Source organism: Steroidobacter sp. (assembly GCF_016790065.1).
Taxonomy (GTDB): domain Bacteria; phylum Pseudomonadota; class Gammaproteobacteria; order Steroidobacterales; family Steroidobacteraceae; genus Steroidobacter.
Genome location: NZ_JAEUPY010000290.1, coordinates 21,187 through 39,929, shown reverse-complemented (window position 1 = coordinate 39,929; position 18,743 = coordinate 21,187). Strand labels below are relative to the sequence as shown.

The following is an 18,743-nucleotide window of genomic DNA, read 5'->3' as shown; positions in this document are numbered from 1 at the left end:
ATCGATGGTGCCGTGGCGATCCATCGCTTCTACCAGCCTTTGCAGCTCGGCGGCTTGCAAACTCTCGGCGCGCAACATGTAAGCAAGGTAGGAGAGCACCACCGTCTCGGCGACGACATAGGCTGCGTGACTGAGCACGATGCCCAAGCTGGGCTTGGTGAAACACATCACCCCATAGCCGAGCTCCTGAAAATAATAGAACGACAGGTGGTGCACGGCGGCCACACCGGCCGCCATGACGATGGGCCGCCAATCGCGATAACACAGCAGAAACGCGAGCAGCACGAAAATGCCGAAGTGCAGCTCGGTCAGGCCGAAAGCCTGATGGATGTTGAGCGCGCAGAACACCATCAACGACGCGGCCACGCTCAAGCGCGTCAACAGCGAGCCGGGATAGATGAACGCGAACGCGCCGGGGATCAGCGCCGCCGGCAGGCCGATCAGGAATGCCCAGTGCCAGGTGTCGTACTGAGGCGCCAAGGCAAAGGTGAAGACCAGCAACCCGGCCAGCACCCCGACCATGAGGCGGTCGGCGCGGGCGTGAATCGCATGCATCGCTGAATGCGGGTTGGCTGCAGTCATGGGTTCGGGACCAAGAATTGTTAGTCGCTGTGTCGGTCCGCGACGGCCGAGGTTGAGGCCACAGCGGTGCGAGTTTCCCGCTACCAATGCGACACGCATCCCAAATGTCGCAGTTACAAAAAGCGGGCAAAAACTCGATGGGGCGCCGCCTTAAGTGCTCATTACCAGTCGTATAAGCACTCGGAACGGGCGGCGCTTTGCAGCGAACGCACGGCCTCGGTGCAACTCGACGCCGCGCATATCCTTATAACTTGATCCAATTCACAGTAATTCTACTCTCGGCCATGCAGTGCGCCTGGTCACGCGCTGCTTCGTATCTGGTCGTCCCGTTTCATTAAGAGGATTACTCCCATGCTGGCCGCACTCGAACGTCGCATGTGTCGTTCATTGTTGTTGTCGAGCCTTGCCGTACCCTGCCTGCTCGCGGCACAAAACGTTTCTGCTCAGACTGAGTCGAAAGACGCCGCCGCCGCGAGCGACGAAATCATCGATTACGTCATCGTCACCGGCTCGCAAGTCTCGTTGCCGCCCGACTATGCCGGCGGCCAGGTGGCCCGCGGTGGCCGCGTCGGTCTGTTCGGCAACCTCGACGTAATGGACACGCCGTTCAACAGCACCAACTACACGGCCGAGTTCATGCGCAACCTGCAGGCCCGCAGCGTCGCCGACGTCGTGCAGAGCGATCCCGGCGTTCGCGTGGCTCGCGGTTTCGGCAACTTCCAAGAGTTGTATGTGGTCCGCGGCTTTCCGGTCTATTCGGACGACATGGGCTACAACGGCTTGTATGGTTTGTTGCCGCGTCAATATGTCGCTGCTGAATTCCTGGAGCGAGTCGAAGTATTTCGTGGCGCAAACAGCTTCCTCAACGGCGCGGCGCCGGGCGGTAGCGGCGTCGGCGGATCCTTCAATCTCGTGCCCAAACGTGCGCCCGATGCAGACTTGAATCGCATGACCCTCGGCTACGAAAACGACGGCCACGGTTATGCGGCTGCCGACTTTGCGCGTCGCTTCGGTGGCGATGATAGTTTCGGCATTCGCGCCAATGCGGTCCGTCGCGATGGCGAGATGGCCATCGAGGACCAGAAACGTCAGCTCTCGATGTTCTCACTCGGTGTCGACTATCGTGGCGAGCGCGCTCGCTTCTCAGCTGACTTCGGTTACCAGGATCACAACATCGACGCGCCGCGCCCGAGCGTGACGCCGTCGGCCACTGCCATTCCCCGTGCGCCGGACTCGACCAAGAACTACGCCCAGAACTGGACGTTCAGCAGCGAGAAGGATTTCTTCGGCGTGGCGCGTGGCGAGTTCGACATCACCGACAACATCGATGTGTGGGCTGCCCTCGGCATTCGTGACAGCGAAGAGCACAACGCGCTCGCCAATCCGACGTTCAGCCCGACAGCAGCATTGCCCAATCGGATCACTACTTACCTGTTCGAAAACTATCGCGAAGATTTCGTGTTCACCGGCGACACCGGCGTGCGCTTCAAGTTCGACACCGGACCGGTGGGACATCGGGTCAGCATTTCGGCGTCGTTCTTCGATCTGGATTCCAAGAACGCTTATGTGATGGCGCTGCCGACCACCAGCATCGTTAGCGACCTCATCAATCCGATACAGGCGCCGCTTCCGGCCGGCACTTTCTTCGGCGGCGTGCTTTCCAATCCGCGCACCACCACCGAGACCAAGACGAGCAGCTTCGCTGTGGCCGATACGCTGGCGTTCGCAGACGAACGTTTGCTTGTGACGCTCGGTGCGCGATTGCAAGTTATGGAACAGCACACGTTCAACTACAACACCGGCGCGGAAAATTGCGTCACGCCGCCGCGTGCTGGCGCGACTCCGATCTGCGGTTACGATGAAGACACTGTGACGCCCATCGGCGCGATCGTGTTCAAAATCGCGGATCAGTTCTCTCTGTACGGCAACTACGCGGAAGGTTTGCTTCAGGGCACGCAAGTACCGACGACGGTGAGCACACCGAACGGCGTGGTGACGCCGATCAACGGCGGTGTGACGTTGGATCCGTTCAAGTCGACGCAGTACGAAGTCGGCGCCAAGTACGACGGCGGCACTCTCGGTGCGACACTGGCGCTGTTCCGTGTGAATCAGCCGACCGCCATTCTTGCTGGCAACATCGTGCGCGACGACGGTGAACAGCTCAATCAAGGTATCGAGCTGAGCTGGTACGGCCAGGCGCTGGATAGCCTGCGCGTGCTAGGCGGCGTGACCTTCCTCGACGCCGAGTATCGCAAGACTCAGTTCGGCGTGAACGAAGGCCACACCGTGATCGGCGTGCCAGACGTTCAAGCGAACGTCGGTGTGGATTGGGATGTGCCCGGGCTCAACGGCCTTAGCGTCGACGGACGCCTGGTCTATACCAGTGAGCAAGAAGCCAATGCGGCAAACACGCTGAGCATTCCTTCGTGGACTCGTCTGGATTTGGGCGCACGCTATGCGCTCGAGCTCAGCGAGAAAACGCTGACGTTCCGCGCTCGTGTCGACAACGTGACCGGCAAAGACTACTGGTCTTCCGTGGGCGGCTCGGCGGGCTCTAACTACTTGGTGCTCGGTTCGCCGCGGACGTTCGTAGTCTCCGCTTCGCTGGATTTCTAATAAAGGCGCTCGCGGCCGCTGGCTTCGGCGGCGGCCGCTTCTCTCCTGGCGCGAGCGCGACCACAATACGGCTCGAACCTTCCCGACACCAAAGAGGGGCCTAATGAAGGGTGCTGTCCTCGGCATCGGCCTGGCGCTGCTCAACTCCGTAGCGGGCGCGCATGAAGATGAAATGCTGTTCCCCATGCTCGCTCAGGGCATGGCTTCTGAAGCAGGCTTCGCCTCCAATTTGAATCGCCCGCGACAACCAGCCGGGCAAACGTTGCCGCTGCGAGCGACGCGGCAAATCAAGTTCGACACGGATGAAGGCACGTGGTTGTCGGTGGATATCGCGCCCGACAGCAAACGGCTGGTCTTCGACATGCTTGGCGACATCTACACGCTCGATGCCGCAGGTGGGCAAGCGACCGCGATCACACGCGGCATGGCATTCGACACACAGCCGACCTACTCGCCCGACGGTGCGTGGCTTGCCTTCGTCAGCGATCGCTCCGGTGCCGAGAACGTCTGGGTGATGCGGCCCGATGGCTCCGAGCTCAAACAAATCAGTTTGGGTGGCGACAACAGCGTGCTGGTCTCGCCGGCGTGGAGTGCGGACGGCAAAGCAATCTACGTGAGTCGTTTTCTATGGAGCGCCGACAGCTATCAACTGTGGCGCTACGATCTGGATGGCACCGAGACACTGATCGTGCCGATCAAATCACCCGGCCAGCCGCGCGACAGTGGCAAGAGTTCGCTTGGCGCAGTCGCATCGTCGGATGGAAAGTATCTTTATTTCGCACGCCGCGATGGCACATCGAACGACCACAAGGTGGATGATTGGTCCATCGTGCGTCGTGAGTTAGACAGCGGCACGGAGAAAACTTTGTTGCCGCCAGCAATGGCACGGGGTCGTGCTCCTGGTGCGTATTTCCGTCCCGCACTTTCACCTGACGGTCAGCTGCTGGCGTATGCCACTCGCTACGAAGGTCAGACCGGTCTGCGCCTGCGCAACTTGGAAACCAATGAAGATCGCTGGCTCGCGTTTCCTATCGAGCACGATCAGATTCATGCGCAGAGTTGGCAAGATCTCGTGCCGCGCTACGCCTTCACTCGCGACGGTCGCGCGGTGATCGTAAGTCGCAATGGCAAGCTGGAGAAGCTGCCCATCGATGGCAGCGCCAGCACGGCGATTCCGTTCCAAGCCACCGTCGACGTGCAACTTGGTCCCCAGACACGAGTTGCCATCAAACAGGAAACCGGTCCGGTACGCGCGCGGCTCATTCAATCGCCCGAGCAGTCGCCGGACGGCAAGCACGTGGCGTTTTCTTCGCTCGGTCATTTGTATGTGATGTCGCTCAAAAGTGGCGCCAAGCCGCGGCGGCTCACGTCGGGTCAGACGCCTGAGTTTCATCCGAGCTGGTCGCACGATGGCAAACAACTGACTTTCATCACCTGGACTGCAAAACAAGCCGGGCAAGTGTGGGTCGTTCCTGCGACCGGCGGCGAGCCCAAGCCGATTAGTGATGTTGCTGGCTACTACTCACATCCCATCTTCACGCCCGACGACAAGTCCGTCCTCGTGGTTCGTTCGGACAACCAAGCGCGGTTGCACAGCTCGATGGAGTTCGGTCAACACGTTCGAGAAGCGACGCTGGTCGCACTGCCCGTCGATGGTGGCGCAGTGAAAGTCATCGCTAGCGGAACGTTCGGCGGCAAACCGCATTTCGCCGCGAATCCGAATCTGGTTTACGTGCGTCAGGCTGCGGGCTTGAGCAGCGTTGACCTCACCAGCGGCGAGATCAAACCCGCTGTCAACGTGCAGGGGCCGAACTGGTACTTCGCCGAATCGTTGGCACAAGTGGATGACAGCCGGCTGAGTCCGGACGGCAAGTGGGTGCTGGCGATCATTGCTCAGCAGGCGCATGTGCTCGCTGCACCAGAGCCTGGCCAAGTCGTCGATCTGCTCAATCCTGGTCGCGAGCATCGACGCATCACCGCTGTCGGCGCGGACTTCATCGAATGGGCCGACGCCGGTAAGACCGTGACTTGGTCGGTGGGCTCGACGTTTTATCGGCGCTCGCTCGCCGACATCAAGCTCAACTTTGCAACCAGCCCGAGCTGGACTGCCGATGTGCCGAAGCGCGGAGTCGCTTCGTTCCCGGCAGTCGTCGAAGTGCCTCGCGACGATCCTCGCGGCGGCCTGGTACTGCGCGGTGCTCGCGTTATCACGATGCGAGACTCGGAAGTGATCGAAGACGGCGATGTGTTGATTCGCGACGGACGGATTGCAGCTGTCGGCTCGCGTGGATCGCTCAAGCTTCCTGCGGGTACGGTAGTGCGTGATGTCACGGGCAAGACCATCCTCCCAGGCTTCATCGATGTCCACGATCATGTGGCCGATATTCGTCGCGACGTGATTGCGATGGAGAGCTGGGGATTGCGAGCGCGCTTGGCGTATGGCGTCACCACTGCATTCGATCCATCCACGCTCAGCATCGACATGTTTGCCTATCAGGACCTGGGCGATGCTGGAGTTCTGGTGGGCTCGCGAGTGCCGAGCACGGGCACGGCGATGTTTTCATTCAATCGGCTTGCTTCCGTCGACGAGGCGCGCGCTTTGCTGACGCGTTATCGCGATCACTATCGAACACGTAACGTGAAGCAATATCTGATCGGCAATCGTGAGCGGCGGCAGTGGCTGATCCAGGCCGCGTCCGATCTCGGCATGATGCCGACCACCGAAGGCTCGCTGTCGTTGAAGTTGGATTTGACTCAAATCATGGATGGCTACGCGGGCAACGAGCACGCGTTGCCGACGCCGCTTTATAACGACGTCATCCAATTGGTGGCGCGCAGTGGCACGAGTTACGACGCGACGCTGCAGATCAAGAACGGCGGTCCGGGCGCGCAGGACAATTTCGTGATTCGCGACCGGCCGTTCATGGATCAGAAATATCGACGCCTCCGGCCCGACTACATCGCCGGTCAACAAGCACTGTCACGCGAGTGGATCGAGCCGTCGACCCTGCTCTATCCACGCATCGGCGGTGACGTGGCGCGCATCCAGCGGGCCGGCGGCGTGACTGCCATCGGCTCGCATGGCGAGATCCAGGGGGCGGGTTTTCATTGGGAGCTGGAGGCGCATGTGCAGGGCGGGATGACGCCCATGGAAGCGCTGCGTGCCGGTACCTTGGGAGGCGCGCAGGCCATCGGGCGGGTGGCTGAGTTTGGCAGTCTCGAACCGGGGAAGTTTGCCGACCTGGTGGTGCTCGAGGCCGACCCGAGGGACGACATTCGTCGTACCCGGAATCCGACCCTGGTGATGAAAAACGGCCGGCTCTACGACGCCGGCTCGCTGGAGGAGTTGTGGCCGACGCCGCGGCGCCCGGATGCCCCCTGGTTCGCCGACGAGCGCCCGCCGGGCCATTGACTCGGTCCGACTGCGAAGCAGGCCCGAGTTAGGCGTTACGACTAGAGAACTAGTGCGCTGGCGGCGGCTCGCGCATGTCCCGATAATGCGGCCCCATCCAGGCCGCTTTCGGCCGGCAACCATTCCCACCGCCATGCCCTTGTCCATCGTCATCCTGGCCGCCGGCCAGGGCAAACGTATGAAATCCGACCTGCCCAAGGTGCTGCAGCCTTTGGCCGGCCGACCCATCCTGTCGCATGTGTTGGATACCGCGAAGCAGTTACAGGCGGCGGCCATTCATATCGTGTATGGGCACGGCGGCGAACAGGTCCAGAAGGCGCTGGCCGCTGAGTCGGTGAACTGGGTGTTACAGGCCGAGCAGCTCGGTACCGGGCACGCCGTGGCGCAGGCCATGCCGGCGATTCCCGACGATCATGACGTGCTGATTTTGTATGGCGACGTGCCGCTGGTGCGCCAGCCGACCTTGCAAACATTGCTGGGCCAGTGTGGCGCCAAGGCCATGTCGGTGCTGTCGGTGGTGCTCGCCGACCCGACCGGCTACGGCCGCATCATTCGTGACAACGCCGGCAACGTGGTGCGCATCGTCGAGCAGAAGGATGCCAACACCAAGGAGCGCGCCATCGGTGAGATCAACACCGGTCTCATGGCCGTGCCCGCGGCGGCGCTGCGCAAGTGGCTGTCCGATCTGAAGAACGACAATGCGCAGGGCGAGTACTACCTGACCGACATCATCGTCATGGCGGTACGCGCCGGCTTCAAGGTGAATGCGGTGATCGCGCCGACCGAAATGGAAGTGCTCGGCGTCAACGACAAAGTGCAGCTGGCGCAGCTGGAAGGCTCGCTGCGCTCCGATCGCGCGCGTGAATTGATGATCAACGGCGTGACGCTGGCCGACCCGGCTCGCATCGATATTCGCGGCAAGGTGACGGTGGGTCGCGATGTTTTCATCGATGTGAACGCGGTGCTGGTGGGCGACGTCGAACTCGGCGACCGGGTACGCATCGGCCCGAATTGTTATTTGAAAGACTGCAAGATCGCCGCGGATACCGAAATCCATCCGAACTGCGTCATCGACCGCGCCGTGGTCGGTCCGCGCAACGTGATCGGTCCGTTCGCCCGGCTGCGTCCGGAAAGCGTGCTCCATGAAGACGTGCACATCGGCAACTTCGTCGAGGTGAAAAAGAGTGAGATCGGCGCCGGCAGCAAAGCCAACCACCTGACCTACCTGGGCGATGCCACCGTCGGTAGTAAAGTCAACGTCGGGGCCGGCACCGTCACCGTGAACTATGACGGCGTCAACAAATACCGGACCGAAATCGGCGACGGCGCCTTCGTCGGCTCCGGCTCGATGCTGATCGCCCCCCTGAAAATCGGACCGAACGCCAATACCGGCGCCGGCTCGACCATCACCAAGGACGCCCCCGAGGGCAAGCTGACCCTGGCCCGGGCCAAGCAGGTCACCATCGACGGCTGGAAACGGCCGCAGAAACAGCCCAAGGAATAGACCTGCCGGCCCGCCCGGAGCCGTGTCCGGGCGGATGCCAACGGTCTTAAGGGCGCTTCTCGCGGGCTTGCCGACCTGTGAGACTTTCCTCAGCCCCAGGGAACCCCGGTCGGCTACACTCTATTTTTATAACCTGCGGCCAAACGGACCCTTATCTCCCATGTGCGGAATCGTCGGCGCGATTGCTGATCGCAACATCGTTCCCATCCTGATCGAAGGCCTGCGGCGCCTGGAATATCGGGGTTACGACTCGGCCGGTGTCGCCATTCTGAATGGCACCGGACACCTGAGTCGGCTGCGCGCTGTCGGCAAAGTTCGTAAGCTGCAGGACGCGCTCAACGAGAGCCCGTTGGAAGGTCACCTGGGTATCGCCCACACCCGTTGGGCCACCCATGGCGTGCCGTCCGAGCGCAACGCTCACCCGCACATTTCGCGAGATGGCATCGCCATCGTCCACAACGGCATCATCGAGAATCACGAAGAGCTGCGTGAGGAGCTGACCAAGCTCGGTTACCAGTTCACTTCGGAAACCGATACCGAAGTCATCGCCCATCGCATCCATTTCCACAAACAAAAGCTCGGCGACATTTTCCGGGCCGTGCGTGCCACGGTTGCTGAGTTGGAAGGCGCTTATGCGCTGGCTGTGGTTTCCGAAGATGCCCCAGACAGCATGATTCTGGCGCGTGCCGGCTGCCCCGTCGTCATCGGCGTCGGCAACGGTGAACACTTCGTCGCCTCGGACGTCGCGGCGCTGTTGCCGGTGACTCGCAAGTTCATCTTCCTCGACGAAGGCGATGTCGCCGAGATTCGTCGCACCAGCGTGCGCATTCTCAATCACGAAGGAAACAACGTGCAGCGCGAAGTGCGCGAAAGCTCGTTGTCCGCCGACGCGGCCGAGAAGGGCGAGTACGCGCATTACATGCTCAAGGAAATTCACGAGCAGCCTCGCGCCATCGCGCAGACGCTGGAAGAACGCGTCGCCGGCGGCAAGTTGCTCGAAGCTGCGTTCGGCCCGCTCGCTACGGAAGTGTTCCGTCGCTGCGAAGCTGTGCAGATCGTCGCGTGCGGCACCAGCTATCACGCCGGTGCCGTTGCCAAGTACTACATCGAACAGATCGCACGCCTGCCTTGCTGGGTGGAGATCGCGAGCGAATATCGTTATCGCAATCCGGTCGTACCCAAGAACACCTTGTTCGTCACGATCTCACAATCGGGCGAAACGGCCGACACGCTGGCGGCGCTGCGCATGGCCAAGCAGTCGGGTTATCTCTCGACCCTGTCCATTTGCAACGTGCCGGAAAGCTCGCTGGTGCGCGAGTCCGAGCTGGTGCTGCTGACGCGTGCCGGTCCGGAAATCGGCGTCGCTTCGACCAAGGCCTTCACCACTCAGCTGTGCGCTCTGGGCATGCTGGTCATCGCGCTGGCCAAGTTCAATGGCACCGATCCGGAGCGCGAGCGCGGCCTGGTGCAGCGTTTGATCGAAATCCCGGGCCTGATCGAAAAGACCCTGCATCTCGACGCAGTCATCAAGAAGCTCGCCGAGCGGTTCGCCGACAAACATCACGCTTTGTTCCTCGGCCGCGGCCAGATGTATCCCATCGCAATGGAAGGCGCGCTGAAGCTCAAAGAGATTTCATACATTCACGCCGAAGCGTATCCGGCCGGTGAGTTGAAGCACGGCCCGCTCGCGTTGGTCGATGCCGATATGCCCGTGATCGCGGTCGCGCCCAACAACGACCTGTTGGAAAAGTTGAAATCCAACCTGCAGGAAGTGCGCGCTCGCGGCGGCGAGTTGTATGTATTCGCCGATCCGGACTCGGGTATCCAGTCCTCCGAAGGCGTCACCGTCATCACCATGCCCAAACACGTCAGCCACTTCCAGGCGTCTGCGGTCTACACGGTGCCGTTACAGCTGCTGGCCTATCACTGCGCCATTCTCAAAGGCACGGATGTGGACCAGCCGCGCAACTTGGCCAAGTCGGTGACGGTGGAATAGCAACGCAGCGGCGAGCGTTTACTTGTTCGCGACAGCAAGAAACGATTTCGCTTGAGCGAGGGCCCCCTTGGATAGCGGGGCCCACACTGACTCCGCGAAGCCTTTCGGTAGCCGTTTCTCTACGGCCTCGAGCGCCTCCTCGACGCGACCCGCCAATTCGATCATCGCCGGCCAGGCTTCCGCGTCCGGATATAGCTGCGTAAGCGCCAGGAAGTGCCTGGGCTGGATCTCGGCGATTTTGTAGTGAGCACTCTTGCCGCGAATGGCCATCGCGAGTCGTAACTCGCGAATATCGAGCTGATTGGCGCGCTTACCAACCACAGGCCAGGTCGACAAGACATCGTACAGCGGCGTCGAGCTGAAGCCGCCGCCGCGACTGTGATAGACGGAAAAATTCTTGGCGTGTCCGTCGGTCGCTGCAAGTATCCAGAATGCCAACTGGGCGAGCAGGAAGCGACGCTGATCCAAAGCTGGATGTTCGGCGCGTGCCAACTCATTCAGGATGTCGCGTATCGATGGGCCGCCTTCGCTCTCGTACTTCGCAGTGTGCGGGCGTCCGGTGACCTGGCAGAAATCTTCCTGAGGCAGCCGCGCGATCCAGGTATTTCTACGCGGTTTGAAGTTGGCTGCGTACGGATTGCCGTCACCGACGTTCTGCCAGCGACGATCGAAACGCTCCACGACCAGCACACGTTGCTCGCCGAAGCGGCCGATGTCCGTGTTCGCCACGGGTAATCCCAGCTCTGCCAACAACGCGGCGCACAGCCACTCATTGTCGACGGAATGCGAAAGATCGAGTCGGCGGTTGCCGACCAGTCCCAGCGGCAGCTTTAGAATGTGAGTCGTCGGTGTCGAGCCCAATGGCTTGTACCAATGACGGCCGATCTTGGTCAGTGCGGTCTTCTCCTGCGCACCGGCGAGTGAAATGCGGAAATCATCGGCCGTACCGGTGCTATTCAACAGCGGCGCTGACGCAGTCGGCACCGCTTGCAAAATAGTTTCAATCTGCTTGGGCTGCAGGCGCTGAACATTGATCTTGTCCCAGCCATTCGGAGCTTCGCCTTCCGGTAGTAGCTGTACGGCGCCGACGCAATCGCGACCGATGGCCTCGAGCAGATCGAACGTATTGGCGGAGCGCGCGTTGAAACGCGCCTGGATTCGATCCCGGATGCCCTGACTGTCCGGTAGCAGGTTGTCGAAATAGTTGCCCACCGCTGCACTGGTGATCGCAGCGTCCGAGGTCATCGGCAACGATAGCGATAGAGCGCGGCTGTGCGGATCGGATCGCCATGCTGCGTCATAGCTGAAACGGTCCCGTCCACCGCGCACCTGTTCCCAGGCGCCGACGTAGCGGCCGTTCATCCACACGCCAAGTGTGCTCACCAGTCCTCACCTTGGTGGGTCGGCGAAGACGTAGAGGCTCCCGGCGCCGTGCGTATTTTGAGTAGAACATCCACGCCGAGCACGGCGAAAATTTCCAGCAGTCGGCCGGTGGCGATCAGCTCCGGATTGCGCTCGATCTGGGAGTAGCGTTCCTGTGTAATCTGCAGGCGCTTGGCCATCTCGGCCTGAGTCAGATTGCGCGATTTACGCAGAGATTTCAGATGCACGGAGAGCTGCGACGGGCTCTGTAGCAGAACAGTATCCATACCAGACACTATATAAGCCTGGCGTTATATTTGCAATATAGAACCTTAGGCTTATAAAATGCAAATATAAGGTTATGCTTATAAAGTGTATTGCTGCTTGGGAGCGGCGAAAACCTTGGGTTTAATGTGACTCGTCCGACGCGCCGTCCAGCAGCTTCTGCTCCCGCGACAGCCGGACGGCGTCGCGGCGAGAATTCACGCCGAGTTTTTCGTAAAGCGACTTCAAGTGATACTTCACCGTGTTGGGCGAAATCTTGAGCAGTCGCGCAATCTCTTTATTGGTGTAGCCCTGATCCAAGTGACGCAAAGCAGACAGCTCCGGCCCGCTCAGCAACGTGGCTTCGCGACTCTGCGCTGAATGCCGCTCCAAAGATTTGCGTAGCCGTCGCAAGAAATTTTCACGGAAGCGATCGGTGTTGCGCGCAGTGGCGTGGCGCGCATCGATGGTGGCCGAGATGCTGATGAAGCGCCAGCAATCCAGGAACGGGCTGATGAAGCCCTGAAACATGGACATGCTCACCGCTTCGTCGAAGCGAGTGATCGCTTGCTCCGGCGCCTTCGCCAGACGATGCGCGTGCGCGGCGAGAATGCACAAAGTGATCAGCAAGCGGCTTTGGCCGTGTTTGCGGGCCCAGCGCTCGGTACTGTCGATTTCAGCCATCGCTGCCTGATGATCGCCGGCGCATAGATGCAGTTTGGCGAGACACACTGAAGCGGCGAGGGCGATGTGCCGGTAAGCGGGCACTTCTTCGCTCATGGCCGCGGCCAGCGAACTCATGCCGATTTCATCGGCGCGCTCGCGCGCGGCGTCGTTACGGCCGGCATGGATCAGCGACTCGACTTCATACACGTCCGCAAGCAGTTGCAACTGGGTCAGATGTCGCCGGCCGGCAATCGTGCGCATCCGCATGAGCATGCGCTCAGCCTCCGCAGGGCTGTTGCCGAAAGCGGCGCGAATGGCGGTGCAAAAGCCTGAGGCATAAATCTCAAACCAGCCGTCCGACTGTTCCATGTGCGGCAAAGCCCAGTCGAGCAAGGCCGAGGCTTCGTCGACGGCATCGCGTTCGAACAGGGTTTCCGCCTGATACACGGCGCAGTTTGCGGCAAGGTCGGAGCGCGGGCCGTAGTTGTGATGAATATCCGCGGCGGCTTCCTTCAGCACCACCTGCGCTTCATCCAGTCGACCCTGTGCTAGCCGGATCCGAGCTTCCAGCAGGCGAGCAAACATTTCGCCGTAGAGAGAGCCGAGCGCACGATGGTGTTCGCGTGCTCGCCGGGTCGGTTCGAGCGCTCGCTCCAGCCAGCCACAATCGCAATACTTCTCGCCCAGCGATTCGCACACATTGGCGAGCATCAAGTGATCGTGCGACGGCAAACTCAGGATCAGCGCTTCTTTGGCCAGCAGATCTTCGAGCCGCACCGGCGTGTTCTCATATTCGGAGAGCACTTCGCCGACCAGATTCACCTCGGTCCAAAGATCTGCGGGCAGACTGGAGCGTTCCATGGAATTGCGGAACGCATCGTAACTGGTGCGTGCCGTGGTCATCTGCCCCTGCTTGATCAGCCGATAAACATTGGCCAGTTGCAAGCGCGGGAAACGAGCGATGGTGGCGCTGGACAGATGCGCCAGGCCGGCGATCAGCGTTTCCATTCGTCCTTCGGGAATCATGCGCCAGCCGCCGGCATCGTCGAGGATGACGGCCAGAAACTCTTCATCCGCCGCGCCGATGGCATGACCGACGGCTTCGGCAATCTGGCCATGAGTGCTGAACCAATGCGCGGCCTTGCGATGTAACTGCCGAAACGCCGCCGGATCGCGACGCACGAGTCGATCTCGCAGGATCTGGGCGAACAGCTGGTGATAACGATAAGTGAGATGCTGAGCATCCAGCGGCAGCAAAAATAGATTCTGCTTTTCCAGCTGCTCCAGCATCAGCTGGCCGTCGCTGCGCTCGCAGAGCAGATTGACCAGGTCGCCGTTCAGCCGTTCGAGAATGGCCGTGCGCGTAATGATGCTCTCGATATCCGGCGGCAAACTGGCCAACACCTGTTCGGATAGATAGCTCGCCAGCTCCCACGCCGGCCCGGAGAAATTGGCGATCAGCTCGGCTCGGTCGCAGCCTTTACGTAACGACAGGGCCGTCATCTGTAATGCAATGGGCCAGCCTTCGGTGCGCTTCAGCAGCCGAGCGATGTCATCCTCGGCCAGCGGCACCGACGCGCCACGACTCAACATCAGCTGCGCCTCGTCGAGCGTGAACTTGAGATCTTCGATGCCGATCTCGACCAGGTCTTCGTTGGCTGCGAGCACCGCCTGACCCAGATTCGGATAATCGCGGGAAGCAATCACGATGTGCAGCCGGGGCGGGGCCAACTTGATCAAGCCGCGCACGAAATGACAAACCGCTTCGCTCTCGGCGCGATGGAAGTCATCGAGGATCAGTACGGTGTCGCGTTCGGCGAGCGACAAGCGATTCACGATGGCGGACAGCGCCGCCCGCGTCGGCATGCTTTCGCCGCTGTTGCTGCCGCCGATAGCCGCCATCAGATACTCGGCGAAGCGGGCGGCGTCTGACTCTTCTTCTTCCAGGGTCAGCCAGGCGACCTCGATGCCGCGTTCCGCCAGCAAGCGATGCCACTGGCCGAGCAGGCTGGTCTTGCCGTAACCGGCCGGGGCATGCAGCAAGGTCAGCCGGTGGCACACGACCTCGTCCAGCCGATGCAACAGCGTCTCGCGCGGCACGTGCTGACTGGCTGGCCGAGCCGAAGGTGCGATCTTGGTGAGTATCGGATCACCGAGGCTGTTCACAGGGGAGGCCATGGTACGTTCCGGGGACTGGGTCGAGCATAGCAAATCAACGGCGCTACCCATCGCCGACGCCCGACTGCCCACCGGTGGGGCAGCCGTTACCCGTCTTAGCGGCGGGCCCGTCGAGCCGGCCACGTAGACTGGCCCATATGCGATTAGGTATCGATGTGGGGGGCACAAATACGGACGCCGTTCTGGTCGCGGGACGCACCGTGTTGGCTTCAGCAAAGCGGCCGACCACCGGCGACGTGAGTAGTGGCATCGTGAATGCCACTCGCGCTGTGCTCGATGCGGCGGCCGTCAGTACATCCGCCATCGAAGGCGTGATGATCGGCACGACTCATTTCGTGAATGCGTTGGTCGAGCGCAAAGGCTTGTTGGGCGTCGGGGTACTGCGGCTGGCCGGGGCGGCCGGCGAAGCCTTGCCGCCGATGAGCGGCTGGCCCGACGACTTGAAGCGTTGCATCGGCGGCACGAGTTTCCAACTGCCCGGCGGCTACGAGTTCGATGGCCAGGAAAACACTCTATTCAACGAGAACGCGGTCCGCGACGCGGCGCTTCAGCTGCGACGTAAAGGCTTGCAGTCCATTGCCATCTCCTGCGTGTTCTCGCCGATCAACCGCTCGATGGAACAACGCGCCGCGGCGCTAGTAAAAGAAGTTGCTCCGGACATCGCTGTAACGATGTCGAGTGCGCTCGGCCGTATCGGTTTCCTCGAGCGCGAGAACGCCACCATTCTGAACGCCGCATTAGCGCGAGTGGCGCGGCATGTGATGGCTTCCTTCTCGGCCGCTTTTGCCGAGATGGGTATCAACGCGCCGTTGTATGTGAGTCAGAACGACGGCACGCTGATCTCAGCGAAGTACGCCGCTCAGTATCCGGTGCTGACGCTCGGCTCGGGTCCCACCAATAGCATGCGTGGCGCGGCGTTTCTCACTGGAATTCACGATGCCATCGTGATGGACATCGGTGGCACGACCACTGACATCGGTGCATTGGTGCATGGTTTTCCGCGCGAATCTTCCATTGCTGTGAACATCGGCGGCGTTCGTACCAACTTCCGAATGCCCGACGTGTTGTCCATCGGGCTGGGCGGCGGTACGCGAATTCATCTCGATGACGACGGCGACGTGCGCGCCATCGGTCCGGACTCGGTCGGTTATCAGCTGGCGAAAGATGCGTATCTGTTCGGCGGCAACACGCTCACCGCCAGCGACATCGCGGTGAAGGCGGGCCTCGCGAGCTTCGGTGATCCCGCACGAATTCCATCGCTGCAGCCCGCGGTTATGGAAAAGATTCTGGCGCGCTTTCGCCAAACGCTCGAAGACGGCATCGATCGTATGAAGACAGCGGCTGCCGATGTGCCCGTCGTGCTGGTGGGTGGTGGCAGTATTCTGGTGCCGCCTGAGCTGAAGGGCGCGTCGCGGGTCATCAAGCCGGATCACGCTGCGGTGGCTAACGCGGTCGGCGCGGCAATCGCTCAAGTCGGCGCCGAAGTGGATCGCATCGTCGCGTACGATCATCAAGAGCGTGCTGTGGCCTTGCAAGATATCGAGCGTGAAGCGACCGCGCAGGCCGTTGCGGCCGGCGCCGACGCCAACACGGTACGATTGGTGGACGTCGAAGAAACGTATCTTTCTTACTTCCCGGGCAACACGGTGCAGATCCGCGCCAAGGTGGTCGGGGATCTGGCGATGAGTGCCGCATGAGCGCGTCGTCTGCTTTGAAAACATATAGCTTGGGCATCGACGACGTCGCCGATCTGGCGCGCGGCTGTGCCTTCTTGGGCTCGGGTGGCGGCGGCGATCCGCACACCACGTTCATGGAGATCGAAGCGGCGTTGGCCGATGGCGGTGTCATCGAGTTGATCGACATCGCCTCCCTGCCCGACGATGCGTTCGTCGCGCCTTGCGGTTGGATCGGCGCGCCCACCATTTCAGTGGAGAAATTGCCCAGTGGCCGCGAGGCTTTGCAGGGCTTGCGCAGACTCGAACAGATCGCCGGTCGCCGAGTGGACGCGGTGATGCCGGTGGAAGTGGGCGGCAGCAACGGGCTGGCCGCGCTTCTGCTGGGCATTCGAGCGGGGTTGCCGGTGGCGGATTGCGACGGCATGGGTCGCGCGTTTCCCGAATCGCAGATGGTCATTTTCAATATTCGCGGCCAGCAGGCGGCGCCGGCCATTCTCACCGACGACAAGGGCAACTGTGTGGTGCTCGAGACCGTCGACAACGTGAGCGAAGAGCGTTTGGCGCGCGCCGCGTCGGTGATCTTGGGTGGTTCTTGCCATCTCATCGAATATGCTGCCTTCGCTCGTGACATGAAGGCGAATGCTCTGCGCGGCACGATTTCGGACGCGCTGAGTATCGGTCGCAGTATTCGTCTGGCCCGCGAAAGTGGTCGCGATCCGTTTGCCGCGCTGTTCGAAGCGTTGAAGTACTCGCGTCAGTTCGATCACGCCGGCGTGTTGTTCGACGGCAAGATCGTCGATCTGCAACGCGAGACGCGCAATGGCTTCTCGGTGGGCCGAGCGGTGATTGACGCATTCGGCGGCGGTCAGCGCCTCGAGGTCGAATTCAAAAACGAAAACCTGATCGCGCGCTTGAACGGTGAAGTGCGGGCGCTGGTGCCGGACATCATCAGCATTCTCGACCGCGAAACGGCCGAGACCATCGTGACTGAATGTTTGAAATACGGTCAGCGCGTAAAAGTCGTCGGCGCCAGTGCGCCGCAGGCTTTGCGAACCGCTGAGGCATTGGCGGTACTCGGGCCCGATGCCTTCAGGCTACCGGGACCGTATCGGTCGATTGCTGAGCTCAACGGGTGGAAATAACGACGCATGGCCAGCACGACCCTCGAATCCAAGACTGAGCACTTCGCCAACGCGCCAGTGCCAGAGAGTGAGACGGTCGGCGGCTGGCGCGTCGCGATGATATTGACGGGTTTCGCGATCTCGCTGCCGAGCTTCCTCAGTAGCGCACAGATCTCGTCTGCGTTGGGCTTGCGACAAGCGTTCGTCGTGGCACTACTCGCCGGCGTTCTGCTGTGTGTGATGGGGTGCTTCACGGCGGTCGTCAGTGTCCGTACTCGGCTCACCACTTATCTGCTGGTGCAGCGTTCGTTCGGGCGGCAAGGGGCGGCGCTGGTGAACATTGCCATCGCGTTCGTGCACTTCGGTTGGTTCGGCGTGAACGCGGCGTTCTTCGGTAATGCCATGGTGGCCGGCACTCAGGAAGTGCTGGGCGTGTCAGGACCGTTCGCCGCCTTCGTGCTGATCGGTGGTGTGCTGATGGCCATCACGACGATCTATGGCTTCAAAGCGCTCGATCGGCTGGCACTGATTGCGGTGCCCATTCTCGGCGTAATCCTCGGCACGGTTGTGGTGATGGCGGTGCGTCGTTACGGCATCGTCGCCGCGCCGGATCCGACGCCACCGGAGCCGATGAGTTTTGGTATCGCGCTGTCTGCGTTGATCGGCGGCAACATGCTCACGGTCGCAGCCATGCCGGATCTCACTCGATACATCCGTTCGGCGAAACAATCCGTGCTCGGCATGGTGTTGTCGTTCCCAGTCGCGACGCCGTTGCTGACCTTGGCTGCAGCGATTCCAGTGCTGGCGACGGGCGAGATCGACATCATGCGCCTGATCATCGGCTTCGGGCTCGGTGTGCCGGCGCTGTTGGTGCTGATCCTATCCACCTGGACCATCAATTCCGCGAATCTATATTCGGCCAGTTTGAGTTTGACGGCGACCTTCCCCAGCGTCGCGCAATGGAAATTTACGATGATCGCCGGCGTGCTAGGCGCGCTGGTGGCAGTGGCCGGCATTCTGGATGCGTTTGTTTCGTTCCTGCTGTTGCTCGGCGCCATCATTCCGCCGATTGCCGCCATCTACGTCATTGACGCATTCCGCGGCAACAACAGCTCCGCGCCGGTGCATTGGCCGGCAATTGTGACTTGGACCGTATCCGCCGGCATCGCACTGCTCGCCAACGCAGGTTATTTCACGCTGACCACCGTACCGGCACTCGATGCAACGCTGGTTGCTTCAGTGATTTACGGCGTGTGGTCACGCAATAGAGGGGTATGAACGAACGACCCGTGCCCGGGTAGTTGAGTAGCAGCGATGGGTAGTGGGCTAGTCAGCGTCGATCCCCCGCCATAGCTTGCGATGAATG

At 61.2% G+C, this 18,743-nt stretch carries 10 protein-coding genes and 1 pseudogene; 7 read left to right on the top strand and 4 right to left on the bottom strand.

The window, feature by feature from the left end:
• Positions 1–582: pseudogene (locus JNL55_RS12450) on the bottom strand (chemotaxis protein); the annotation flags it as partial.
• A gap of 351 nt (positions 583–933) precedes the next feature.
• On the opposite strand from JNL55_RS12450, the gene JNL55_RS12445 reads away from it, so the two are divergent.
• The 4 genes from JNL55_RS12445 (at position 934) to glmS (ending at position 10,110) form a co-directional block, all read left to right on the top strand.
• The gene (locus JNL55_RS12445; RefSeq protein WP_293853271.1) at positions 934–3,198 is read left to right on the top strand and encodes a TonB-dependent receptor; all 2,265 of its coding nucleotides are present in this window, start codon (positions 934–936) and stop codon (positions 3,196–3,198) included.
• A 103-nt stretch (positions 3,199–3,301) separates the two neighbouring features.
• Positions 3,302–6,610, top strand: coding sequence for an amidohydrolase family protein (locus tag JNL55_RS12440; RefSeq protein ID WP_293853268.1), 3,309 nt, complete (start codon positions 3,302–3,304; stop codon positions 6,608–6,610).
• A gap of 139 nt (positions 6,611–6,749) precedes the next feature.
• Positions 6,750–8,114 carry a bifunctional UDP-N-acetylglucosamine diphosphorylase/glucosamine-1-phosphate N-acetyltransferase GlmU gene (gene glmU, locus JNL55_RS12435; protein ID WP_415923065.1) on the top strand — a complete coding sequence of 455 codons (1,365 nt, stop codon included), beginning with the start codon at positions 6,750–6,752 and terminating at the stop codon, positions 8,112–8,114.
• Between the two features lie 160 nt (positions 8,115–8,274).
• On the top strand, positions 8,275–10,110 hold the full coding sequence (gene glmS, locus JNL55_RS12430) for a glutamine--fructose-6-phosphate transaminase (isomerizing) (RefSeq protein ID WP_293853264.1): 1,836 nt from the start codon (positions 8,275–8,277) through the stop codon (positions 10,108–10,110).
• Positions 10,111–10,128: 18 nt separating this feature from the next.
• On the opposite strand, the gene JNL55_RS12425 is transcribed toward glmS, so the two are convergent.
• From JNL55_RS12425 to JNL55_RS12415, 3 genes are all read right to left on the bottom strand, one after another.
• On the bottom strand, positions 10,129–11,493 hold the full coding sequence (locus tag JNL55_RS12425) for a type II toxin-antitoxin system HipA family toxin (RefSeq protein ID WP_293853261.1): 1,365 nt from the start codon (positions 11,491–11,493) through the stop codon (positions 10,129–10,131).
• Complete coding sequence (locus JNL55_RS12420) at positions 11,490–11,759, bottom strand: helix-turn-helix domain-containing protein (RefSeq protein WP_293853258.1); 270 nt, start codon at positions 11,757–11,759, stop codon at positions 11,490–11,492. The genes JNL55_RS12425 and JNL55_RS12420 overlap by 4 nt, the downstream gene beginning before the upstream one ends.
• A gap of 121 nt (positions 11,760–11,880) precedes the next feature.
• The gene (locus JNL55_RS12415) at positions 11,881–14,580 is read right to left on the bottom strand and encodes a LuxR C-terminal-related transcriptional regulator (protein WP_293853256.1); all 2,700 of its coding nucleotides are present in this window, start codon (positions 14,578–14,580) and stop codon (positions 11,881–11,883) included.
• A 137-nt stretch (positions 14,581–14,717) separates the two neighbouring features.
• Here JNL55_RS12415 and JNL55_RS12410 point away from each other — a divergent pair, with 137 nt between their 5' ends.
• From JNL55_RS12410 to JNL55_RS12400, 3 genes are read left to right on the top strand one after another with little or no spacing between them, the layout of a single operon-like run.
• Positions 14,718–16,277, top strand: coding sequence for a hydantoinase/oxoprolinase family protein (locus JNL55_RS12410; RefSeq protein ID WP_293853254.1), 1,560 nt, complete (start codon positions 14,718–14,720; stop codon positions 16,275–16,277).
• On the top strand, positions 16,274–17,398 hold the full coding sequence (locus tag JNL55_RS12405) for a DUF917 domain-containing protein (RefSeq protein ID WP_293853252.1): 1,125 nt from the start codon (positions 16,274–16,276) through the stop codon (positions 17,396–17,398). Before JNL55_RS12410 ends, JNL55_RS12405 begins: the two co-directional genes overlap by 4 nt.
• A 6-nt stretch (positions 17,399–17,404) precedes the next feature.
• Positions 17,405–18,655: a cytosine permease gene (locus tag JNL55_RS12400; protein WP_293853249.1), complete on the top strand. Its 1,251-nt coding sequence runs from the start codon at positions 17,405–17,407 to the stop codon at positions 18,653–18,655.
• The last annotated feature ends 88 nt before the right edge of the window (positions 18,656–18,743 follow it).

Excerpts from the sequence above, each read along its gene's own strand:
- JNL55_RS12445 (WP_293853271.1), top strand. The coding sequence starts at position 934 with ATGCTGGCCGCACTCGAACGTCGCATGTGTCGTTCATTGTTGTTGTCG.
- JNL55_RS12440 (WP_293853268.1), top strand. The coding sequence starts at position 3,302 with ATGAAGGGTGCTGTCCTCGGCATCGGCCTGGCGCTGCTCAACTCCGTA.
- glmS (WP_293853264.1), top strand. The coding sequence starts at position 8,275 with ATGTGCGGAATCGTCGGCGCGATTGCTGATCGCAACATCGTTCCCATC.
- JNL55_RS12420 (WP_293853258.1), bottom strand. The coding sequence starts at position 11,759 with ATGGATACTGTTCTGCTACAGAGCCCGTCGCAGCTCTCCGTGCATCTG.
- JNL55_RS12415 (WP_293853256.1), bottom strand. The coding sequence starts at position 14,580 with ATGGCCTCCCCTGTGAACAGCCTCGGTGATCCGATACTCACCAAGATC.
- JNL55_RS12410 (WP_293853254.1), top strand. The coding sequence starts at position 14,718 with ATGCGATTAGGTATCGATGTGGGGGGCACAAATACGGACGCCGTTCTG.
- JNL55_RS12405 (WP_293853252.1), top strand. The coding sequence starts at position 16,274 with ATGAGCGCGTCGTCTGCTTTGAAAACATATAGCTTGGGCATCGACGAC.
- JNL55_RS12400 (WP_293853249.1), top strand. The coding sequence starts at position 17,405 with ATGGCCAGCACGACCCTCGAATCCAAGACTGAGCACTTCGCCAACGCG.